The organism is Teichococcus deserti, assembly GCF_001982615.1.
In the GTDB taxonomy this organism is placed as follows: domain Bacteria; phylum Pseudomonadota; class Alphaproteobacteria; order Acetobacterales; family Acetobacteraceae; genus Pseudoroseomonas; species Pseudoroseomonas deserti.
In genome coordinates this window covers 1-17,359 of the sequence record NZ_MLCO01000093.1, presented here as the reverse complement: position 1 = coordinate 17,359, position 17,359 = coordinate 1, and the positions used below count along the sequence as shown (strand labels likewise).

The window sequence follows — 17,359 nt, the reverse complement described above, 5'->3', positions numbered from 1 at the left end:
GACGGCGCCTTCGACTTCGCCCGGGTCGCCCGCGGCATCGCCGACAAGATGATCCGCCGGCACCCCCATGTTTTCGGCGATGCCGCGGGCGACCCGGGCGAAGTCGAAGGCGCCGTCTTCGGGCGACAGCTCACTGGCCATCTGCGCGTGATAGACCACCTGGAACAGCAGGTCGCCGAGCTCGTCCTGCAGCGCCGGCATGTCGCGGCGGCTGATGGCGTCGGCGACCTCGTAGGCTTCCTCGATCGTGTAGGGCGCGATGGTGGAGAAATCCTGTTCCCGGTCCCACGGACAGCCGTTGGGCGCACGCAGCCGCGCCATGATCTCCAGCAGGCGGGCGAGCTCGGCCTCGGGCGCGAGCAGCGTGGCGGGGGGCGTGGGGCTGTCGGCCATGGCGCAATCCTGTGGCGAACCCGGGGTCGGTCTGGGGCTCGTCCGAATGACGTATAAGGAAGATTATGTAAACTACGCGATGTCCAGCACCAGGCCGTCATGCGCCGCCTCGACGCCCGGCGGCAGGTTCGCCTGCAGCCAGGCCCAGTCCAGATCATGGCCCATATGGGTCAGCACGGTGCGCCGCGGCTTCAGGCGCGCCACCCATTCCAGCACCAGGTCGAGATTGGCGTGCACCGAATGCGGCTTGCGCTGGAAGCAGCCGACGATCCAGGTGTCGAGCCCCTCGAGCTGCGCCAGGCTTTCCTCGGGCATGACGACCACATCGGTCGAGTAAGCGAAGTTGCCGATGCGCAGGCCCAGCGTGTCCATGACCTTGTGGTCCTGGCGGAACAGCCGCACCGGGAAGCCGGCGATCTCCACCACCTCGCCTGCCCGGACGACATGCGGCGTCAGCGCCGGCCTGTAGAAGACCGGCGGCGTCGGCGGGCGGAAGATATAGTCGAAGCGCGCCTTGAGCTCGGCTAGGGTCTCGGCGGTGGCATAGACCGGGATGGCCTCGCCGATGGCGCGGTTCAGCGGGCGGAACTCGTCCAGGCCCATGATGTGGTCGGCATGGCCATGGGTGACCAGCAGCGCGTCGACCCGGGCGATGCGGCAATCCAGCAGCTGACGGCGCAGGTCGGGCCCGGCATCGACCAGCAGCCGGCGGCCGTCAGCGGCCTCGATCAGGATCGAGGACCGCATCCGGGCATTGCGCGCCTCGGCCGGGTCGCAGACGCCCCAGTCGCCGGCGGCATCGGCCCCGCCCAGCTGAGGCACCCCGGCCGAGCCGCCGCAGCCCAGGAAGGTAACGTTCAAACTCAAGGCCTTAGGCGGCCTTCTTGAACAGCCGGAAGAAGTTCTCGGTGGTGATCGCGGCCATGTCGTCCGCGGTCACCCCATGAACGTCCGCCAGCACCCGCGCCGTGTGCGGGACATAGGAGGGTTCGTTGCGTTTCCCGCGATAAGGCGCCGGGGCCAGGTAGGGTGAGTCCGTCTCCACCAGCAGACGGTCGCGCGGCATGTCGCGGGCGATGTCGCGGATCTCCTGCGACTTCGGGAAGGTCAGGATGCCGGAGAAGGACAGGTAGCCGCCCATCTTTACTGCATCTTCAGCTAGTTGCCGGCCGGAGCTGAAGCAATGCAGCAGGAACGGGAAAGGACCCCCCTCCTCCGCCTCGTCCCGCAGGATGCCGGAGATATCCGCATCGGCGTCGCGGGCATGCACCACCAGCGGCAGGCCGGTCTCGCGCGCGGCGCGGATGTGGCGCCGGAATCCTTCCTGCTGCACCTCGCGCGGGGCCTTATCGTAGAAATAGTCCAGCCCGCTCTCGCCGATGCCGATGATGCGCGGATGGTCGGCGGCGGCGACGATGGCCGCCACCTCCGGCACCGCTTCCTCGCCGGCATTCTGCGGATGCACGCCGACCGTGCCCCAGACCTCGGGGAAGCGGTCGGCGATGGCCTTTACCGCCTCGGCCTGGGCCATGCGGACGCCGATGGTGACCATGCGGCCGACCCCCGCCTCGCCAGCGCGCGCCAGGATCTGACCGATCTCCTCCTCCGAGAAGTAGTCCAGGTGGCAGTGGCTATCGACCAGCATCAGGCGGGCTCGTCCACGATCTTCTGGAACAGCGGGCTGGGCGGCGGCAGCTCGGTGCCGTCCGGCAGCAGCGTCGCCAGGGCCGGCACCGTGCGCGCGTCTTCCGGCACCGCCAGCTGGTCCAGCATGCGGCCCATGGTCTCGGGCATGAAGGGCAGCAGGACGGTGGCCAGCCCGCGCAGCGCGGTGTGCAGGTGGCGCAGGACGGTCGCCATCCGCTCCAGGTCGGTCTTCTTCAGCGACCAGGGCTTCTGGGCGTCGATCCAGCTGTTGCCCAGGCGGGTCACCACCCAGACGCGCTCCAGCGCTTCGTGGAAGGCCTGGCGGTCCAGCGCCTCGCCGACCTGGGCCGGCAGCGCGGCCACGGCGTCGAGCAGCTCGGCATCGGCGGCGTCCGGCTTGACCACGCCGGGCAGGCGGCCTTCGCAGTTCTTCTGGATCAGCGACAGGCTGCGCTGCGCCAGGTTGCCCAGGTCATTGGCCAGCTCGCTGTTCAGCCGGCCCATCAGCGCGCGGCGGCTGAAGTCGCCGTCATTGCCGAAGGGCACCTCGCGCAGCAGGAAGAAGCGCACCGGGTCCAGGCCGAACTCGTCGATCAGCGCCAGCGGGTCGATGACATTGCCCAGCGACTTGGAGATCTTCTGGCCTTCGTTGGTCCACCAGCCATGGGCGAAGACGCGGGCCGGGGTCGGCAGGCCGGCCGCCATCAGGAAGGCCGGCCAGTAGATGGCGTGGAACCGCAAAATGTCCTTGCCGACGAAATGCACGTCGGCCGGCCAGAACTTCCAGGCCTCGGTGGCTTCGTCCGGATAGCCCAGCGCTGTGATGTAGTTGGTCAGGGCGTCGAGCCAGACATACATCACATGGGCTTCGTCGCCCGGCACCGGCACGCCCCACTTGAACGAGGTGCGCGAGATCGACAGGTCGGTCAGCCCGCTTTTCACGAAGCTGATCACCTCGTTGCGGCGGGTCGCCGGCGCGATGAAATCGGGGTTCTCGTCGTAGAAGGCCAGCAGCCGCTCGGCCCAGTTGGACAGGCGGAAGAAGTAGGAAGGCTCCCTCACCCACTCCACCGGCGCCCCGGTCGGCGCGAACTTTTGGCCGTTCTTCTCTGTGATCTCGTCGGGGCCATAGAAGGCCTCGTCGCGCACCGCGTACCAGCCCTCGTAATGGCCGAGATAGATCTCTCCCCGTTCCTCCAGGCGCTTCCACAGCGCGGCGCAGGCCGCCTTGTGCCGCTCCTCGGTGGTCCGAATGAAGGCATCATTGGAAAAGTTCATGCGGTCCGCGAGCTCGCGGAAGGCCTGGCTGACCGTGTCGGTGAAGTCCTGGGGCGCCATGCCGCGGGTCTCGGCGGCCTTCTCGACCTTCTGCCCGTGCTCGTCGGTGCCGGTCAGGAAGAAGACCTGCAGCCCCTCCATGCGCTTCCACCGCGCCAGCACATCGGCTGCCAGCGAGGTGTAGGCGTGGCCGATATGCGGCTTGTCGTTCACGTAGTAGATGGGCGTCGTCAGGTAGAAGCGCCGCTCGGTCGTCATGGTCCAGGTCCTCAGCGCGAGGCCAGCTGCGAGAGACCGCTCAGCACCGCCTGCTTGCGGTCGAGATTCAACAATTCGGTCTCATCGGCCAGGCGGCCCAGGGTGTCCCACAGTGCCGCCCAGTCGGCAAGCGGGCGGGCACGGATGAAGTCGGGCGCCGGCCCGCCGCGCCCGGCGCTGCGGATGGCATCGCCCAGCGCGCCGCGCAGCAGCTCCATGAAGGTGACGAAGGCGCTGCCGTCGCGCTTGGCCGCCAGCGCATCGGCCAGCTCGTGCAGCCCGCGCGGATCGGGCCGCGGCAGGGTGGACAGGAAGCGCTCCACCCGCTGCTGCAGGGCGACGCCGTCGCCCTCGGCCAGCTGCAGGGCGCGGCCGGGGGCGCCGCCGGCGATACGGGCCAGCAGGGCGCGGCTGTCCTCCGGCAGCTCGGGCAGCCATTCGGCCAGCAGGCGCTGCATCAGCGGCTCGGCCAGCGGGAACAGGTCGATGCGGCGGCAGCGGCTGCGGATGGTGGGCAGCAGCCGGTCGGGGGCGGCCGTGGTCAGCAGCAGCAGGGCGCGGGCCGGCGGCTCCTCCAGCGTCTTCAGCAGGGCGTTCTGCGCCTCGGGGTTCATCGCCTCGACCTGCTCGACGACGATGATGCGCCAGCCGCCCTCGGCCGCGGTCAGGCCGAGGAAGCGCGGCACCTGCCGCACCTCGTCGACCCGGATCATCAGCTTGACGCCCTTCTCCCCCGCATTCGGCGCGATGGAGCGCAGGTCGGCGTGTCCCCCGGCGGCGATGCGGCGGAACACCGGGTCGGCCGGCGGGACATACAGCGGAGCATCGCCGGCGGGGCGGTCGGCCAGCAGCCAGCGGGCGAAGCGATAGGCCAGCGTCGCCTTGCCGACGCCGCGCGGGCCGGCCAGCAGCCAGGCGTGGTGCAGCCGCCCGGCGCCAGCGGCCTCGGCCAGGCTGGCGGCGGCATGGTCGTGGCCGAACAGCGCCGGATTGGCCTTCGGCTCCGGGGGCATCATCGCGGGAGGTCCGGGAGACGGCTGGCAAGCTCGCGGAACGCCGCCTCGGCCAGCGGCGCCGGCGGCTGGCGGGCGTCGAGCAGCACGCAGCGCGTCGGATCGGCCTCGGCGATGCTGCGGAAGGCGGCGTGGACGCGGGCATGGAAGCCGGCGCCCAGCCGCTCGAAGCGGTCGGGGGCGCCGCGCTTCAGGGCGCGGGCCATGCCCTGCTCGGGCGGCAGGTCCAGCACCAGCGTCGCATCCGGGCGGAACTCGCCCAGAGCCACGCCCATCAGCCCCTGGAAGACGCTCTCCGGCAGGCCGTGGCCATGGCACTGATAGGCCAGGGTGGAGTCGGAAAAACGGTCGCAGATCACCCAGATGCCGGCCTCCAGCGCGGGCAGGATGGTCCTGGCCAGGTGCTCGCGGCGGGCGGCGAACATCAGCAGCGCCTCGGCCACCGGATCCCAGGCGACCGGGCCCTGCAGCATCAGCCCACGCAGGATCTCGGCGCCGGGCGCGCCGCCGGGCTCGCGGGTGCGCAGCACCGGCAGGCCGAGGCCGGCCAGCCGCGCCGCCAGGGTCCGGGCCAGCGTGGTCTTGCCGGCCCCTTCCCCACCCTCCAGCGTGATGAAGCGGCCCTTGCTGTGGCCTCTGCTGGGGCGCGTCACCTCAGCCCGAGACCAGGCGGGAAATCACTGCCGGGATGCGGGTGATCAGCCCGAGCTTCGGCACGTCGGCCCCGGCATAGAGCGGCAGCACCATCGGCGGCACGCCCTGGCCGGAGACGTCGAGCTGGCCGACCTCCTGTCCCTTGGCGATCGGCGCCGGCAGCGGGCCGTTGTAGCGCAGCTTGACCGTCAGGTTGCGGCGCCACTGCTTGGGCAGGGTCAGCACCAGGTCCTTGCCGCCGACCAGCGGCACGGTGGACTGCTCGCCCAGATAGACCGGCGCCGCCTCGACCATGTCGGCGGCGCGGAACAGCACCACGTTCTCGAACTCGCGGAAGCCCCATTCCAGCAGGCGCTCCGCCTCCTCGCCGCGCTGGCGCATCGAGGACAGGCCGTTGACCACCAGGATCAGCCGGCGGTCGCCGCGCTTCACGGTGCCGATCAGCCCGTAGCCGGCCTCGTCGGTATGGCCGGTCTTCAGGCCATCGGCGCCGGGGACGCGGCCCAGCAGCGGGTTGCGGTTCTCCTGGCTGATGCCGTTCCACTGGAACGACCGCTCGCTGTAGATCGGGAAATATTGTGGGAAGTCGTTGATCAGGTGGGCGGCCAGGATGCCGAGGTCGCGCGCCGTCATGCGGTGCTCGGGGTCGGGCCAGCCGCTGGAATTGCGGAAGGTGCTGTCCTTCAGCCCCATCCGCTTGCCGTATTCGTTCATCAGCTCGGCGAACTGCTGCTCGCTGCCGCTGATCGCCTCGGCCAGCACGATGCAGGCGTCGTTGCCGGAATGGATGATGACGCCGCGGGTCAGGTTCTCGACCGAGACGGTGCTGTTCAGCTCGACGAACATCTTCGAGCCGCCCATGCGCCAGGCGCGCTCGCTGACCGGCAGCTGCTGGTCCATGCGCAGCCGGCCCTGCTTCAGCATGTCGAAGACGATGTACATCGTCATGATCTTCGTCATGGAGGACGGCGTCATGCGCTCGTCGGCGCTTTTCTCCAGCAGCACGGCGCCGGTGTCGGCATCGACCAGCAGCGCCTGGCGCGCCGCGGTGTCGAGCGGCCCGAGCGGCGTGCTGGCCGGGGTGGTCGGGATGGCGGGGGTGGCGGCGCGGCCCGGGCGGCGCTGCTGCGCCAGGACGGGGGTGGAGCCCAGGGTGGCACCCATGGCGCCGGCGGCCAGCACCGCGGCGGCACCGCCCAGCAGGGTACGGCGAAGCGGCATCGCGGAAATCTCCTTAACTAAAACCTAATAGTCGACCAGCAGACGCGCCTCGGATACGCCGGAGCGGCGGACGAGCTCAAGCGCTCTATCCGCCTCGGCGACCGAAGCAAAGGGCCCGAGCCGCACCCGATACTCGGGGCGGCGCGGCGGGCCGAAGGGCTCGACGCGGGCGCCGCCCATGCGCGCGGCCTGGCGCTGCGCGTCAGTGCGGCTGGTGAAGTTGCTGCCCTGGACGAAAAGCCGGCCGGGGCGGGCGACGCCCTGGACCAGCTCTTCCGGCAGCCGCAGCGGCACCGTCTGCGGCGCGGCCTCGACCGGGCCAGCGGCGACCGCAGGGCCGCCGCGCGCCTGGCGCAGGCGGGTGGCGGCCTGGGCGCCTGGGGGCGGGGCGAGGCTCTCGCTCTCCACCACGCCGCGGGGCGCGGTGGCCACGGCCAGCGAGGCGGCTTCCGGCTGCGGCATGCCGGCGGCCAGCGCGCGCGAGGCCTCGCTGTCGACCGTGATTGACACCTGGGTGCCGGCGGCGACGCCGAGCAGCTCGGCGGCGCGGCGCGACAGCGCCAGCAGCCGCCCCGGCTGCGCCGGGCCGCGATCGTTGACGCGGACCCGCAGCTCGCGCCCGTTCTCCAGGTTGGTCACCCGGAGGATGGCGGGCAGCTGCAGGGTGCGGTGCGCGGCCGTCAGCAGGCCCGGGTCGTAGGTCTCCCCATTGGCGGTGACCCGACCGCCGCGCGGATCGGCGATGACCGTGGCCAGCCCCGCTTCGGCCAGCGCAAAATCTTCCCGGGGATAGGACCAGCTGCCGCCGAGCTCATAGGGCGCGCCCACGGTGTAGCGCGCCGCGGTCGGCAGCGGCGGGGCCGGCTGGCGGGTGCAGCCGATCACCGCCAGCGGCAGCAGGGCGACGGGGATGAAGCGGAGCAAGGACATGGTTCAGGCCACCCGGTCGGACAGCAGCCCGATCACCAGCGCGTAGAAATCGGAAGGGTTGTAGCGGCGGATGGCGTGGAAGTTCGGATACACCACGAAGGCCTGGCCGGACGGCCCGCCCGGCAGCAGGATCGAGGATTCGAGGTCCTCGGCCGGCAGCGGGCTGCCATCGGTGGTGGTGATCCCGGCGGCGGCCCAATCGCGCAGCGGCCTGCGGGTGGCGCGGCCGGCCAGGGCAGGATCGAAGCCCTCGGGCAGCAGCACCTCGCGGCCCCAGCGCACGGCCTCGCGCCAGCCATTCTGGGCCATGTAGTTCGCGATCGAGCCCAGCGCGTCGGCGCGGCTGTCCCAGATGTCGCGCCGTCCGTCGCCATCAGCATCGACCGCCCAGCGCTCGAAGCTGGTCGGCATGAATTGCGGCTGGCCCATCGCCCCGGCATGGCTGCCGCGCATCCGCTCCGGCGCCACATGGCCGGCGGCCAGGATGCGCAGCGCCGCCATCAGCTCGGCGCGGAAGAAGGCGCTGCGCCTTCCGTCCCAGGCCAGCGTCGCCAGCGCCTCGATGGTCGAGAAATTGCCGGTGAAGCCGCCATAGCTGGTCTCCAGCCCCCAGATGGCGACGACGATGCGCGGCGGGACCGGGAAGCGCGCCGCCAGCCCGTCCAGCAGCGCCCGGTTGTCGACGAAGGCCTGGCGGCCGCGGTCGATCCGGGCCTGGTTGATGCGGCCCTGCCGATACTGGTCCCAGCTCAGGGTGAACTCGGCCTGGCGGCGGTCGAGCTCCAGCACGCGCTGGTTCGGCTTCACGCTGGCCAAGGCGCGGCGCAGCAGGGCATCGGGGATGCCGGTGCCGCGGGCCTCGGCGCCAATCTCGGCCAGGAAGCTCTCGAAACCCTGGTCGGCGGCGCGGGCCGGGCCGGCCGCCAGCCCCAGCAGCGCGGCGGGCGCGATTCGGCTCAGCAGGGGGCGGCGGGACAGCATCGGCGCAGAGGTGCCACGAGCGGCACCTCGGCTGCAACCTTGGCAGCAGCCGCGGCCCGCAAGTTATTCAGAAACGAAAGGAAACGCTGAGCGAGCCGAAGCTCTGCAGGCCGCGCTGGCCATAGAACTCTTCCGAGCGCCAGACCTGGGTATAGGCGAAGCGCATGCCCTGCCACAGCACGGCGACGCCGGCCTGCAGGTCGCCGACCAGCGGGCGCTTGTCGACGCTGCGGCTGTCGCGCCAGGTGTTGCCGTCGAGGGTGATGTCGCGCGCGACGCCCCGGCCGTCGACGCCGGCGAAGACATACCAGCCGAAATCCTGCCGCGGCTGGATCCAGGAGGAGCCGGCCAGCGCCGGCCGGATGCGCGGCGGGCCGAAATCGGCGTCCAGCCCCTGGCCGAAGCGCAGCAGCCCGCCGATGCCGGCATAGGTCTGCACATTGCCCAGGCTGAGCGAGGCCGAGGGGATGGCCTCGAAGCCGACGCCGCCGAGCTCGCCCAGCGGCAGCCGCCACTTGCGCTCGATGATGGCGGTCAGCGCCGGCTCGTCCTTCAGCTGGGTCTTCCAGCCATTGACCTGATCGACGCCGATCAGCTCGTGGTAGTTGTTCTGGATGAACTCGCCCAGCGCCGAGGGGCCGACCACGCCGGCCTGCAGCTCGAACTGGGTCGAGGTGAATTCCGAGGTCCGGCTGAGCGACAGCGCGCCATAGAGATAGGCGGCATAGGGCCGGTCGTTCAGCCGCGGATTGGTGGCGAAGGTGTCTTCCGCCGTGTACATGCTCTGGCCCAGCGCCGCGCCCCAGCGCAGCGTGCCGGGCCCCATCACCCAGTCCAGCCGGTCGTTCAGCCAGGCCAGCGGCCCCGGCAGGTCGGCCGAGGGCGACCGCCAGGCGAACTGGAAGCCATTGGTGTAGTAGCGGTCGCTGCCGCCGAACATGTCGTTCTCGATCGAGAAGCTGAAGGTGCCATAGGGATCGGGCGGCGGCGCCTGGTCGCCGGGCACCGCGCTGGTCAGCGGCGCGATGACGTCCGGGCTGGCCCCCAGCGGCAGGCCGCTGGGATAGGCGGTCTGCGCCTGGGCCAGGCCCGGCAGCGCGACGCCGGCGGCCAGCAGCAGCGACGGCAGGAAGGCGGTGGATCGACGCATGGCTCGGACTTTCAAGGGACGGCGCAAGCGCTAACGCCGCCATATTATCGCGGTTTCACGCAGAGATTGCGCCAACCGGAAGCGCGCCCTGTCTAGCCGCCCTGCTGCGGCGGGACCAGGGCGTCGTCGATGGCGGCGGCGCGGATCGCGGCCGGGCGGGCGGCCAGCCGCGCCCAATAGGCCTCGAAGGCCGGACGCTTCTCGATGGTGCCGAACTGCATGCCCCAGCCGAGATGCGCGCCGAAATACAGGTCGGCGGCGGTGAAGCTGTCGCCGGCAAGGTACAGCCCCTGCCCCACCGCCTGCTCCGCCGCGTTCATGACATCGGCATAGCTGCCATAGCCGGCCATGCGCTCCTTCCCCGGCGGCAGCTCGAAGCCCAGGCTGCGATTGACCACCGCGGCCTCCATCGGCCCGGCGGCGAAGAACAGCCAGCGGTAATAGGGGCCGCGGCGCGGATCGCCGGGTGGCGGCGCCAGCGCGGCGGCGGGGAAGGCATCGGCCAGATAGGCGCAGATGGCGGCGCCCTCGGTCACCACCGTCCCGCCATGGCGGATCGCCGGCACCTTGCCCATCGGGTTCACCGCCAGATAGGCGGGCGCCTTCATGCTGCCGCCATAGTCCAGCAGCTCGGTGCGGTAGGGCTGGCCCAGCTCCTCCAGCATCCAGCGGACCACGCGGCCGCGCGACATGGGATGGGTGTAGAAGACGAGATCCTCGGCCATGGCAGCCTCTCCTGACGGATGCGGGGCATTCTTGTTCATTTTATGTTCCAGGGGTAGCCTGCTCGCGCCCCATTGACCGTGAAGGATTTCGTCCATGGCCGCCAGCCGACGCCCTGCCGCCACGCCTGCCCCTGGTCCCGCCGGAACGCCGGCCGGCGCGCCGGCGCTGCGCCGCCTGGCCGAGCTGGCGCACAAGCCGGTGCCGCCCGACCGCATCCGCCGTGAGGTCGAGGGCATGGTGCGGCAATGGCGGGAGGGCGCCGGCGAAGGCGGGCGCATGGCGCTGCGCGAGCAGCTGTCCGACATGCAGGCGGAGCTCTCGGCCGGGGTCGAGGCGGCGCAGGAGCAGGTCGACGACCTGGAGCGCGAGGACCTGGCCGGCCGGCGGCACGCCACCAGCGCCATGCTGGCCCTGCAGGCGGCGCGGGACGCCATGGCGGCGGCGCAGGTCGGCCTCTGACGCCGCGGCACGGCGGCCACACCTGCGGGCGGCCTTGCGCGGCCGGTGCCGAAACCGACGCGGGGCGTCTCGACGGGACCTGACCAACCGGTTATCGAACAGGACGCGCAAATTCGCGGCCGGCCGGACGGCCGCCGCGAGGGTCTCGCTGCTGGACAGGTGGCCGAGTGGTTTAAGGCAGCGGTCTTGAAAACCGCCGTAGGTGCAAGCCTACCGTGGGTTCGAATCCCACCCTGTCCGCCACGACAGCCCGGCCCCTCCCCGCGAAGACGTGTGATTAATCGCAGCAACGTGCGCCCCGTGCGGGCTGCCCCTCGGCGCGGCTTCGGCGCAGATCTAGGGCCGTCACAAGGCACAAGGACCTGCGATGCTCAAACCGCTCATGACCGCCGCCGCACTGCTCGCCCTGCCGACGCTGGCCGCCGCCCAGGCCGCGCCCGGCCTGCAGCCGACGCGCGACGTCGCCGTCACCTACAAGATGATCGGCGGCCCGGCCGCACCCGGCGCGGCGGGGGCCCAGGACATCCGCATGGCCTGGAGCGTCGCCGCCGGCAAGCAGCGCGTCGACCCGCCGGGCGGCATGGGCTGGATGCTGATCGACCGCAAGGCCAACTCGGCGGTGATGGTGATGGAGGCGCAGCGCTCGATCATGACCATGCCGCCGGCGACGGTCTCGCAGATGACGCAGCAGATGCCGCCCGACGCCCGCTTCACCCGCAAGGGCAGCGCGACGGTTGCCGGCCTCTCCTGCACCGAATGGGACGTCGTCACCCAGCAGGTGAACACCACCCTCTGCGTCACCGATGACGGGGTGATGCTGCGCGCCGCCGGACAGGCGCCGAATGGCGGCGGGCTGCGCGGCATGGAGGCGACCGAGGTGCGCTACGGCACGCAGGATGCGGCGCGCTTCACCGTGCCGGCCGACTACAAGCCGCTGCAGCTCGGCCAGATGCCGGGCGCCGCCCCAGGTGCCACGCCGGGTGCCACGCCGGGTGCCGCCCCCGCGCGCTGAGGCCGCGACGCGACGGGGCGGATCACCCGCCCCGCCGACCCTGCGCCGGATCGGCGCAGTAGAGCGCCAGCTTGTTGCGCTGCGGATCGCGCAGATAGCCGACATAGAAGCTGTCGCTATAGGCGTCCCGGAATCCGGGCGGGCCTTCGTCGCTGCCGCCGGCTGCTAGCCCGGCCGCGTGCAGCTGCCGCACCATCGCCTGGCTCGGCGCCGCGAAGGCCACCATCGATCCATTGCCGTGGCTGGCGGCCTGACCGTCGAATGGGCGCGTCACATAGAGCATCGGCGGACCGCTCACGCCGTCGCCCGCGCCTGGCAGCGAGAAGACCACCGCGCTGCCGTCCTGCTGCGCCGCGTAGCCGAGCGGCGCCAGCACCGCCCGCCAGAACCGCCCCGAGGCGTCGAGATCGGCGGCCCCGACCATGATGTAGCCCAGCATCTTCCTGTGTCCTCCGCAGCAACGTGCCGAGGGCGCAACGAGCTGCTGCGCCCTGCGGTTGCGCGGGGACGGACGGGCCAGGGGCCGCCGGCGGATGCCGGCGCGCCCCCGCGGCGCGCTCAGCCCAGGGTGATCTTCTCGATGTTGGAGAAGCGCATGGTCTCGCCGCCGACATTGATGCTGCCGTTGAAGGTGGCGGGCTGACCGTGGGCGTCGACGAAGGTGATGCCGTTGCCCTGGACGCGGATGGTCAGGTCGCTGCGGCCTTCCTGGTTCAGCGCCGACTGCAGGTCGTGCATGCTCATGCCGACGACGCGCAGCGTGTCGTTGCCCGGGCCGCCCTCGAACTGGTCGTTGCCGTCGCCGGGTGCCCAGATGAAGGTGTCGTCGCCCGCGCCGCCGAAGGCCAGGTCGGCAGCACCATCGCCGGCGCCGCCGTCGAGGATGTCGTTGCCGTCCTCGCCATAGAGCTGGTCGCTACCCTGGCCGCCATTGATGTAGTCATGGCCGGCACCGCCGAAGGCCAGGTCGTTGCCGGCACCGGTGTCGATGACGTCGTTGCCGTCCTGGCCCTGGACCTGGTCGTGGCCGACGCCGGTCGCGACATGGTCGTTGCCGGCACCGGCGAGGACGACGTCGTTCTCGTTGCCGGTGACGATGTTGTCGGCGCCGGCGGTGCCCTGCACGAAGGCGCCACCCACGACCTTCTCGAGCTTCTCGCTGCTGATCGGCTTGGTCGACATGGTCGGGATCCCCATCCTGGTGTTTCGGTTGCGCGTGCGTATCATGCCGCTCCGGCTGCCTGATACGAATTTCCATCCTTTGCCGTGACAGACTGCAAGATTGTCACGCCAGGCATTCACGGACACATCCGGCGATGCGTCCAGGCCGGTCGCGCGGCCACCCTGGGTTGTGGCCGCCGCCGGATCGGGTCGGCGGCGTCAGCCCCGCCTGATCCGCTCGACGTCGGAGAAGCGCAGGCTTTCGCCGTTGACGTGGATGACGCCGTTGAAGCTGGCCGGCTGGCCCTGGGCGTCGACAAAGGTGATGGTGCCGTTCTCGACCTTCATGCTCAGGTCGCTGCGGCCCTCCTGGGTCAGCGCGCCCTGCAGCTGCTGCAGGCCGACGCCCAGGATGCGCAGCGTGTCGTTGCCCGGCCCGGCGTGAAACTGGTCGTTGCCGTCGCCCGGCGCCCAGATGAAACTGTCGTCGCCCTCGCCGCCGAAGGCCAGGTCGGCCGCGCGGTCGCCGGACCCGCCATCGAGGATGTCGTTGCCGGCATCGCCGGAAAGCTGGTCGCTGCCCTGGCCGCCGATAATGTAGTCGTGGCCGGCGCCGCCGGTGATCACGTCCTGACCGTCGCCCGCCAGCACCACGTCGTCGCCTGCGCCGCCATCGACACGGTCGTCGCCGCTGGTCCCGTCCAGCCTGTCGTCCGCCGGCGTGCCGGACATCTGGGCGCCGGCCATGCCGCCGGTCACCTGTGCCAGGCTGGCATCCTCCAGCCGCTTTGCCGTCATGGTCGGTGCCCCAACTTGATTTCGATGGGGATTCACTACCATCGCCTGCCGACGCCCGGCCAACCGATGCTGTCTATCGTCGCGATAGGCATCCGGCATGGGCCTCCGCCCGCATCGCCTGTTCCTTTCGCAGCCGGCCCGACGCATAGTGCGCGGCAGCCGGCATCGGCGTGATGTCCTGGCAAGGTTCGATCCCGGCATGTCCCAGCCTCCCCTGTTCCGCGCCGCGGCGATCGCCGAGGCCTCGGCCCCCGACCGGCATGACGAGGCGTTGCGCGTCATGCGGCCCTGGACCGTGGGCGTGGTCGGCGCGCTGCTCTGCCTCGCTGTCGGCGGCATCGCCTGGTCGGCCTTCGTCGACGTGCCGATCAAGGTGTCGGGGCGCGGTATCCTGCTGCCCTCGGGCGGCGTGGTCGACATCGTCGCCGATACCGACGGCCGCATCGACCGGCTGCTGGCCCGCCCCGGCCAGCGCGTCGAGGCCGGCCAGCCGGTCGCCGTCGTCGACCAGTCCGAGGTCCGCCTGCAGCTGGCCCTCGCCGAAGGCCAGGCCGCCGACGCGCTGCGGCACCGGCGCGAGCTCGCCGCCTTCCACGGCCGCGAGACGGCGGCCGCCGAGGCCTTCCGCATCGCCCGCGACGCCGCGCTCGCCGGCAACCTGCGCATGCTGGACGAGCGCATTGGCATGATGAGCGAGCGCGAAGGCGTGCTGGAGCGGCTGGCGCAGCAGAACCTGGTGAACCGCGACCGCGCCCTCTATGCCCGGGTCGAGGTCTTCCAGCTGCGCGAGCAGATCGCGACCGCGCGCAACGAGCGGCAGCAGCTTTCGCTCGACCAGGCCCTGAAGCGCACCCAGCAGGAGCGCGAGACGCTGGAGGCCGAGCGCCGCGTCGACGAGACCGGCCGCCAGGCCGAGGCGCTGCGCGCGCGCCTCGACCGGCTGGGCGAGGTTCTGGCGCCCTATTCCGGCACGGTGGTCGAGCAGAAGGCCAATGCCGGCCATGTCGTCACCCGCGGCACCGCGCTGCTGACCATCGAGCGCGATCCGGAAGGCGGCCGCGACGCGCCGGTCGCCGTCATCTATGTCACCGCGCAGGACGGCAAGCGCCTGGCGCCCGGCCTGCCGGTCGAGGTTTCCCCTTCCTCCACGCGCCGCGAGGAGGACGGCTTCGTGCATGGCCGTGTCGTCCGTGTGTCGCACACGCCGGCCTCCTCGGCCGGCCTGCTGCGGACGCTGCAGAACGACCAGCTGGTGCGCAGCTTCACCACCGAGCTCGGCGCGCCCTTCGAGGTGGAGGTCGCCCTCGACCCCGACCGCGCGACCCGCAGCGGGCTGCGCTGGTCGACCGGACGCGGCCCCGACTTCGCCATCGAATCCGGCACGCTGGCGGAGGCCGAGGTCACCGTGCGCTCGGTCCGGTTGCTGGGGCTGGGCTTCCCAGCGCTGCGCTCGCTCTTGACCCGCCCGGCCGAGGCAGCGCCCGCCCCGTGACCCGCCGCCGCACGCCGACGCTGCTGCAGATGGAGGCCGCGGAATGCGGCGCCGCGGCGCTGGGCAGCATCCTCGGCCATCACGGCCGCTGGGTGCCGCTGGAGGAATTGCGCGCCGCCTGCGGCGTCTCTCGCGACGGCAGCCGCGCCAGCCATGTCGCCAAGGCGGCAGCGCTCTACGGCCTGGCCGTCGAAGCCTTCCAGGTCGAGCCCGAGGGGCTGGCCAGCCTGCCGATGCCGCTGATCGCGCATTGGGGCATGAACCATTTCGTCGTGCTCGAGGGCGTCGACCGCCGCGGCGCCTGGATCAACGACCCGGCCACCGGCCCGCGCCGCATCGGCCGCGCGGAGCTTGACCGCAACCTGACCGGCGTGGTGCTGACCTTCCGCCCTGCCCCCGATTTCCAGCGCGGCGGGGAGGCGCCGCGGGCGCTGCGCGGCCTGGCGCGGCGGCTGCGCGGCAACGGGCTGGCCTTTGCCTGCCTGCTCGGCCTCGGCCTGCTGCTGGTGGTCCCGGCCCTGCTGGTACCGGCCTTCACCCAGGTCTTCGTCGACGACATCCTGGTCGGGCGTTTCGACAGCTGGCTGCCGCCGCTGCTCTGGGGCATGGCGGGTGCCGCGGTGGTGATGGCGCTGCTGACCTGGCTGCAGCTGGACCTGCTGCTGCGGCTGGAAACGCGGCTGGCGGTCGGCGGCGCGGCGGGGTTCCTGCGCCGGCTGACACAATTGCCGGTCGGCTTCTTCGCCCAGCGCCATCCGGGCGACATCGCCGGCCGCGTCATGCTGAACGACCGCGTCGCCCGGCTGGTCTCGGGCGATGCCGGGCGCGGGCTGCTGGGCATGATCACCGCCCTGGCCTATGCGCTGGCCATGGCCGCCTCTGCGCCGGGCCTGGCCGCCGTGGTGGTCGGCGCGGCGGCGGCCAATCTGCTGCTGCTGATGCTGCTGTCCCGCGCCATGGCGGACGACAACCAGCGGCTGCTCGGGCGGCTGCTGCGCTCGGACGGGCTGGCGCGCGGCGGCCTGCGCATGATCGAGAGCTACCGCGCCGCGGGGGCCGAGGCGCAGCTGCTCGGCCAGGTGGCGGGGACGCGGGCAGCGGCCGCCAATGTCACCCAGCGCCTGGCCCTGAAGCGCGCCCTGGTCGAGGGGCTGCCGGCCTTCATCGCCGTGCTCGCCGCCGCCGCGGTGCTGGTGCTGGGCGGGCAGCGCATCATGGAAGGCCAGATGAGCGTCGGCCAGCTGGTCGCCTTCCAGGCGCTGGTCATGGGCTTCATGGCGCCGGTGGCGCAGCTGGTCGGCGTCGCGGCCCAGATGCAGGATGCCGGCGCCAACCTGACCCTGCTGGAAGACACGCTGCGCCATCCGCGCGCCGAGGAATTCGAGACGGCGCCGACCACCGGGCCTTCCCGCCTGACCGGCCATGTCGAGCTGAAGGACGTCAGCTTCGGGCACAGCCGGCTGGCCGCGCCGCTGCTGGACGGCGTCTCGCTGACCCTGCAGCCGGGGCAGCGGCTGGGCATCGTCGGCGGCTCGGGCTCGGGCAAGTCGACGCTGGCGCTGCTGATCGCCGGCCTCTACCGCCCCTGGTCCGGGGACGTCCTGCTCGACGGCCATGCGCTGCACAGGATCCCGCGCGAGACGCTGCGGCGGGAGGTCGCCGTGGTCGACCAGGCCGGCTTCCTGTTCGACGGCACGGTGCGCGACAACCTGGCGCTCTGGGACCCCGCTTTGGCCGATGAGCGGCTGGTCGACTGCGCCCGCGACGCCGCCATCCATGACGAGATCCTGGCCCGGCGCGGCGGCTACGGCAGCACCGTGACCGAGGAGGGAAAAAACTGGTCGGGCGGGCAGCGGGCGCGGATGGAGCTGGCCCGGGCGCTGGCCACCGACCCGGCCATCCTGGTGCTCGACGAGGCCACCGCGGCGCTCGACAACCGCAGCGAGGCGCGGGTGATGGAGAATCTCCGCCGCCGCGGCTGCAGCATGGTGATCATCGCGCATCGCCTGGCCCTCGTGCGCGACTGCGACGAGGTGATCGTGCTGGAGGCCGGCCGCATCGTGCAGCGCGGCCATCCCGAGGTGCTGGCCGCCACCCCCGGCCGCTTCCGCGCCATGCTGGCCAGCGGCTGAGCCATGGATCTCGGCCCCCTGCCCACCCCGCCCGAAGCCTTTTCCCTGCCGGCG

The 17,359-nt window shown here is 71.7% G+C and carries 17 protein-coding genes, 1 tRNA gene and 1 pseudogene; 5 read left to right on the top strand and 14 right to left on the bottom strand.

Translation table 11 applies throughout. From position 1 onward, the window contains the following. Positions 1–129: 129 nt before the first annotated feature. The 11 genes and pseudogenes from BKE38_RS33915 to BKE38_RS11590 form a co-directional block, all read right to left on the bottom strand. Positions 130–321, bottom strand: a pseudogene (locus BKE38_RS33915) (MazG nucleotide pyrophosphohydrolase domain-containing protein); the annotation flags it as partial. Positions 322–465: 144 nt separating this feature from the next. After that, positions 466–1,254 (bottom strand): MBL fold metallo-hydrolase, encoded by a 789-nt coding sequence (locus BKE38_RS11635; RefSeq protein WP_076957481.1) that lies wholly within the window; start codon positions 1,252–1,254, stop codon positions 466–468. Between the two features lie 10 nt (positions 1,255–1,264). Continuing rightward, the gene (locus BKE38_RS11630; protein ID WP_076957480.1) at positions 1,265–2,038 is read right to left on the bottom strand and encodes a TatD family hydrolase; all 774 of its coding nucleotides are present in this window, start codon (positions 2,036–2,038) and stop codon (positions 1,265–1,267) included. Continuing rightward, on the bottom strand, positions 2,038–3,576 hold the full coding sequence (gene metG, locus BKE38_RS11625) for a methionine--tRNA ligase (protein ID WP_076957479.1): 1,539 nt from the start codon (positions 3,574–3,576) through the stop codon (positions 2,038–2,040). Before metG ends, BKE38_RS11630 begins: the two co-directional genes overlap by 1 nt. A gap of 11 nt (positions 3,577–3,587) precedes the next feature. Further along, the gene (locus BKE38_RS11620; protein WP_076957478.1) at positions 3,588–4,592 is read right to left on the bottom strand and encodes a DNA polymerase III subunit delta'; all 1,005 of its coding nucleotides are present in this window, start codon (positions 4,590–4,592) and stop codon (positions 3,588–3,590) included. Next, positions 4,589–5,242 carry a dTMP kinase gene (tmk, locus tag BKE38_RS11615; RefSeq protein ID WP_076957477.1) on the bottom strand — a complete coding sequence of 218 codons (654 nt, stop codon included), beginning with the start codon at positions 5,240–5,242 and terminating at the stop codon, positions 4,589–4,591. Before tmk ends, BKE38_RS11620 begins: the two co-directional genes overlap by 4 nt. A 1-nt stretch (position 5,243) precedes the next feature. After that, positions 5,244–6,464 (bottom strand): D-alanyl-D-alanine carboxypeptidase family protein, encoded by a 1,221-nt coding sequence (locus tag BKE38_RS11610; protein ID WP_076957476.1) that lies wholly within the window; start codon positions 6,462–6,464, stop codon positions 5,244–5,246. A gap of 24 nt (positions 6,465–6,488) precedes the next feature. Beyond that, positions 6,489–7,394 (bottom strand): septal ring lytic transglycosylase RlpA family protein, encoded by a 906-nt coding sequence (locus tag BKE38_RS11605; RefSeq protein ID WP_076957475.1) that lies wholly within the window; start codon positions 7,392–7,394, stop codon positions 6,489–6,491. Positions 7,395–7,397: 3 nt separating this feature from the next. After that, positions 7,398–8,375, bottom strand: coding sequence for a lytic murein transglycosylase (locus BKE38_RS11600; RefSeq protein WP_076957474.1), 978 nt, complete (start codon positions 8,373–8,375; stop codon positions 7,398–7,400). Between the two features lie 67 nt (positions 8,376–8,442). Beyond that, entirely contained in the window at positions 8,443–9,525 is a 1,083-nt protein-coding gene (locus BKE38_RS11595) for a lipid A deacylase LpxR family protein (protein ID WP_083747491.1), read from the bottom strand. A 92-nt stretch (positions 9,526–9,617) separates the two neighbouring features. Then, on the bottom strand, positions 9,618–10,250 hold the full coding sequence (locus BKE38_RS11590) for a glutathione S-transferase family protein (RefSeq protein ID WP_076957473.1): 633 nt from the start codon (positions 10,248–10,250) through the stop codon (positions 9,618–9,620). 94 nt (positions 10,251–10,344) lie between these two features. On the opposite strand from BKE38_RS11590, the gene BKE38_RS11585 reads away from it, so the two are divergent. The 3 genes from BKE38_RS11585 (at position 10,345) to BKE38_RS11575 (ending at position 11,722) form a co-directional block, all read left to right on the top strand. Next, positions 10,345–10,710, top strand: a complete 366-nt coding sequence (locus BKE38_RS11585) for a hypothetical protein (protein WP_076957472.1) — start codon at positions 10,345–10,347, stop codon at positions 10,708–10,710. 153 nt (positions 10,711–10,863) lie between these two features. Beyond that, positions 10,864–10,953, top strand: a tRNA-Ser gene (locus BKE38_RS11580). Between the two features lie 124 nt (positions 10,954–11,077). Continuing rightward, positions 11,078–11,722 carry a DUF4412 domain-containing protein gene (locus BKE38_RS11575; RefSeq protein ID WP_076957471.1) on the top strand — a complete coding sequence of 215 codons (645 nt, stop codon included), beginning with the start codon at positions 11,078–11,080 and terminating at the stop codon, positions 11,720–11,722. A 22-nt stretch (positions 11,723–11,744) separates the two neighbouring features. Here BKE38_RS11575 and BKE38_RS11570 read toward each other — a convergent pair whose 3' ends face one another. The 3 genes from BKE38_RS11570 to BKE38_RS31985 all read right to left on the bottom strand — a co-directional run bounded on the left by BKE38_RS11570 (position 11,745) and on the right by BKE38_RS31985 (position 13,681). Then, positions 11,745–12,161, bottom strand: a complete 417-nt coding sequence (locus tag BKE38_RS11570; protein WP_076957470.1) for a VOC family protein — start codon at positions 12,159–12,161, stop codon at positions 11,745–11,747. 119 nt (positions 12,162–12,280) lie between these two features. After that, positions 12,281–12,904: a calcium-binding protein gene (locus BKE38_RS11565; RefSeq protein WP_165694167.1), complete on the bottom strand. Its 624-nt coding sequence runs from the start codon at positions 12,902–12,904 to the stop codon at positions 12,281–12,283. A 198-nt stretch (positions 12,905–13,102) separates the two neighbouring features. Continuing rightward, a complete protein-coding gene (locus BKE38_RS31985) occupies positions 13,103–13,681 on the bottom strand; it encodes a calcium-binding protein (RefSeq protein WP_076957468.1) in 579 nt (192 codons plus the stop codon). Positions 13,682–13,880: 199 nt separating this feature from the next. Here BKE38_RS31985 and BKE38_RS11555 point away from each other — a divergent pair, with 199 nt between their 5' ends. Both BKE38_RS11555 and BKE38_RS11550 read left to right on the top strand, forming a co-directional pair. After that, positions 13,881–15,173, top strand: coding sequence for an NHLP bacteriocin system secretion protein (locus BKE38_RS11555; protein ID WP_076957467.1), 1,293 nt, complete (start codon positions 13,881–13,883; stop codon positions 15,171–15,173). Next, complete coding sequence (locus BKE38_RS11550; protein WP_076957466.1) at positions 15,170–17,305, top strand: NHLP family bacteriocin export ABC transporter peptidase/permease/ATPase subunit; 2,136 nt, start codon at positions 15,170–15,172, stop codon at positions 17,303–17,305. Before BKE38_RS11555 ends, BKE38_RS11550 begins: the two co-directional genes overlap by 4 nt. Positions 17,306–17,359 lie beyond the last annotated feature (54 nt).

Bases quoted from the DNA above. Each gene is read 5' to 3' on its own strand.
- BKE38_RS31985 (WP_076957468.1), bottom strand. From the start codon at position 13,681: ATGACGGCAAAGCGGCTGGAGGATGCCAGCCTGGCACAGGTGACCGGC.
- BKE38_RS11575 (WP_076957471.1), top strand. From the start codon at position 11,078: ATGCTCAAACCGCTCATGACCGCCGCCGCACTGCTCGCCCTGCCGACG.
- BKE38_RS11630 (WP_076957480.1), bottom strand. From the start codon at position 2,038: ATGCTGGTCGATAGCCACTGCCACCTGGACTACTTCTCGGAGGAGGAG.
- BKE38_RS11610 (WP_076957476.1), bottom strand. From the start codon at position 6,464: ATGCCGCTTCGCCGTACCCTGCTGGGCGGTGCCGCCGCGGTGCTGGCC.
- BKE38_RS11585 (WP_076957472.1), top strand. From the start codon at position 10,345: ATGGCCGCCAGCCGACGCCCTGCCGCCACGCCTGCCCCTGGTCCCGCC.
- BKE38_RS11555 (WP_076957467.1), top strand. From the start codon at position 13,881: ATGTCCCAGCCTCCCCTGTTCCGCGCCGCGGCGATCGCCGAGGCCTCG.
- BKE38_RS11620 (WP_076957478.1), bottom strand. From the start codon at position 4,592: ATGATGCCCCCGGAGCCGAAGGCCAATCCGGCGCTGTTCGGCCACGAC.
- BKE38_RS11600 (WP_076957474.1), bottom strand. From the start codon at position 8,375: ATGCTGTCCCGCCGCCCCCTGCTGAGCCGAATCGCGCCCGCCGCGCTG.
- metG (WP_076957479.1), bottom strand. From the start codon at position 3,576: ATGACGACCGAGCGGCGCTTCTACCTGACGACGCCCATCTACTACGTG.
- BKE38_RS11565 (WP_165694167.1), bottom strand. From the start codon at position 12,904: ATGTCGACCAAGCCGATCAGCAGCGAGAAGCTCGAGAAGGTCGTGGGT.
- BKE38_RS11605 (WP_076957475.1), bottom strand. From the start codon at position 7,394: ATGTCCTTGCTCCGCTTCATCCCCGTCGCCCTGCTGCCGCTGGCGGTG.
- BKE38_RS11590 (WP_076957473.1), bottom strand. From the start codon at position 10,250: ATGGCCGAGGATCTCGTCTTCTACACCCATCCCATGTCGCGCGGCCGC.
- BKE38_RS11570 (WP_076957470.1), bottom strand. From the start codon at position 12,161: ATGCTGGGCTACATCATGGTCGGGGCCGCCGATCTCGACGCCTCGGGG.
- BKE38_RS11595 (WP_083747491.1), bottom strand. From the start codon at position 9,525: ATGCGTCGATCCACCGCCTTCCTGCCGTCGCTGCTGCTGGCCGCCGGC.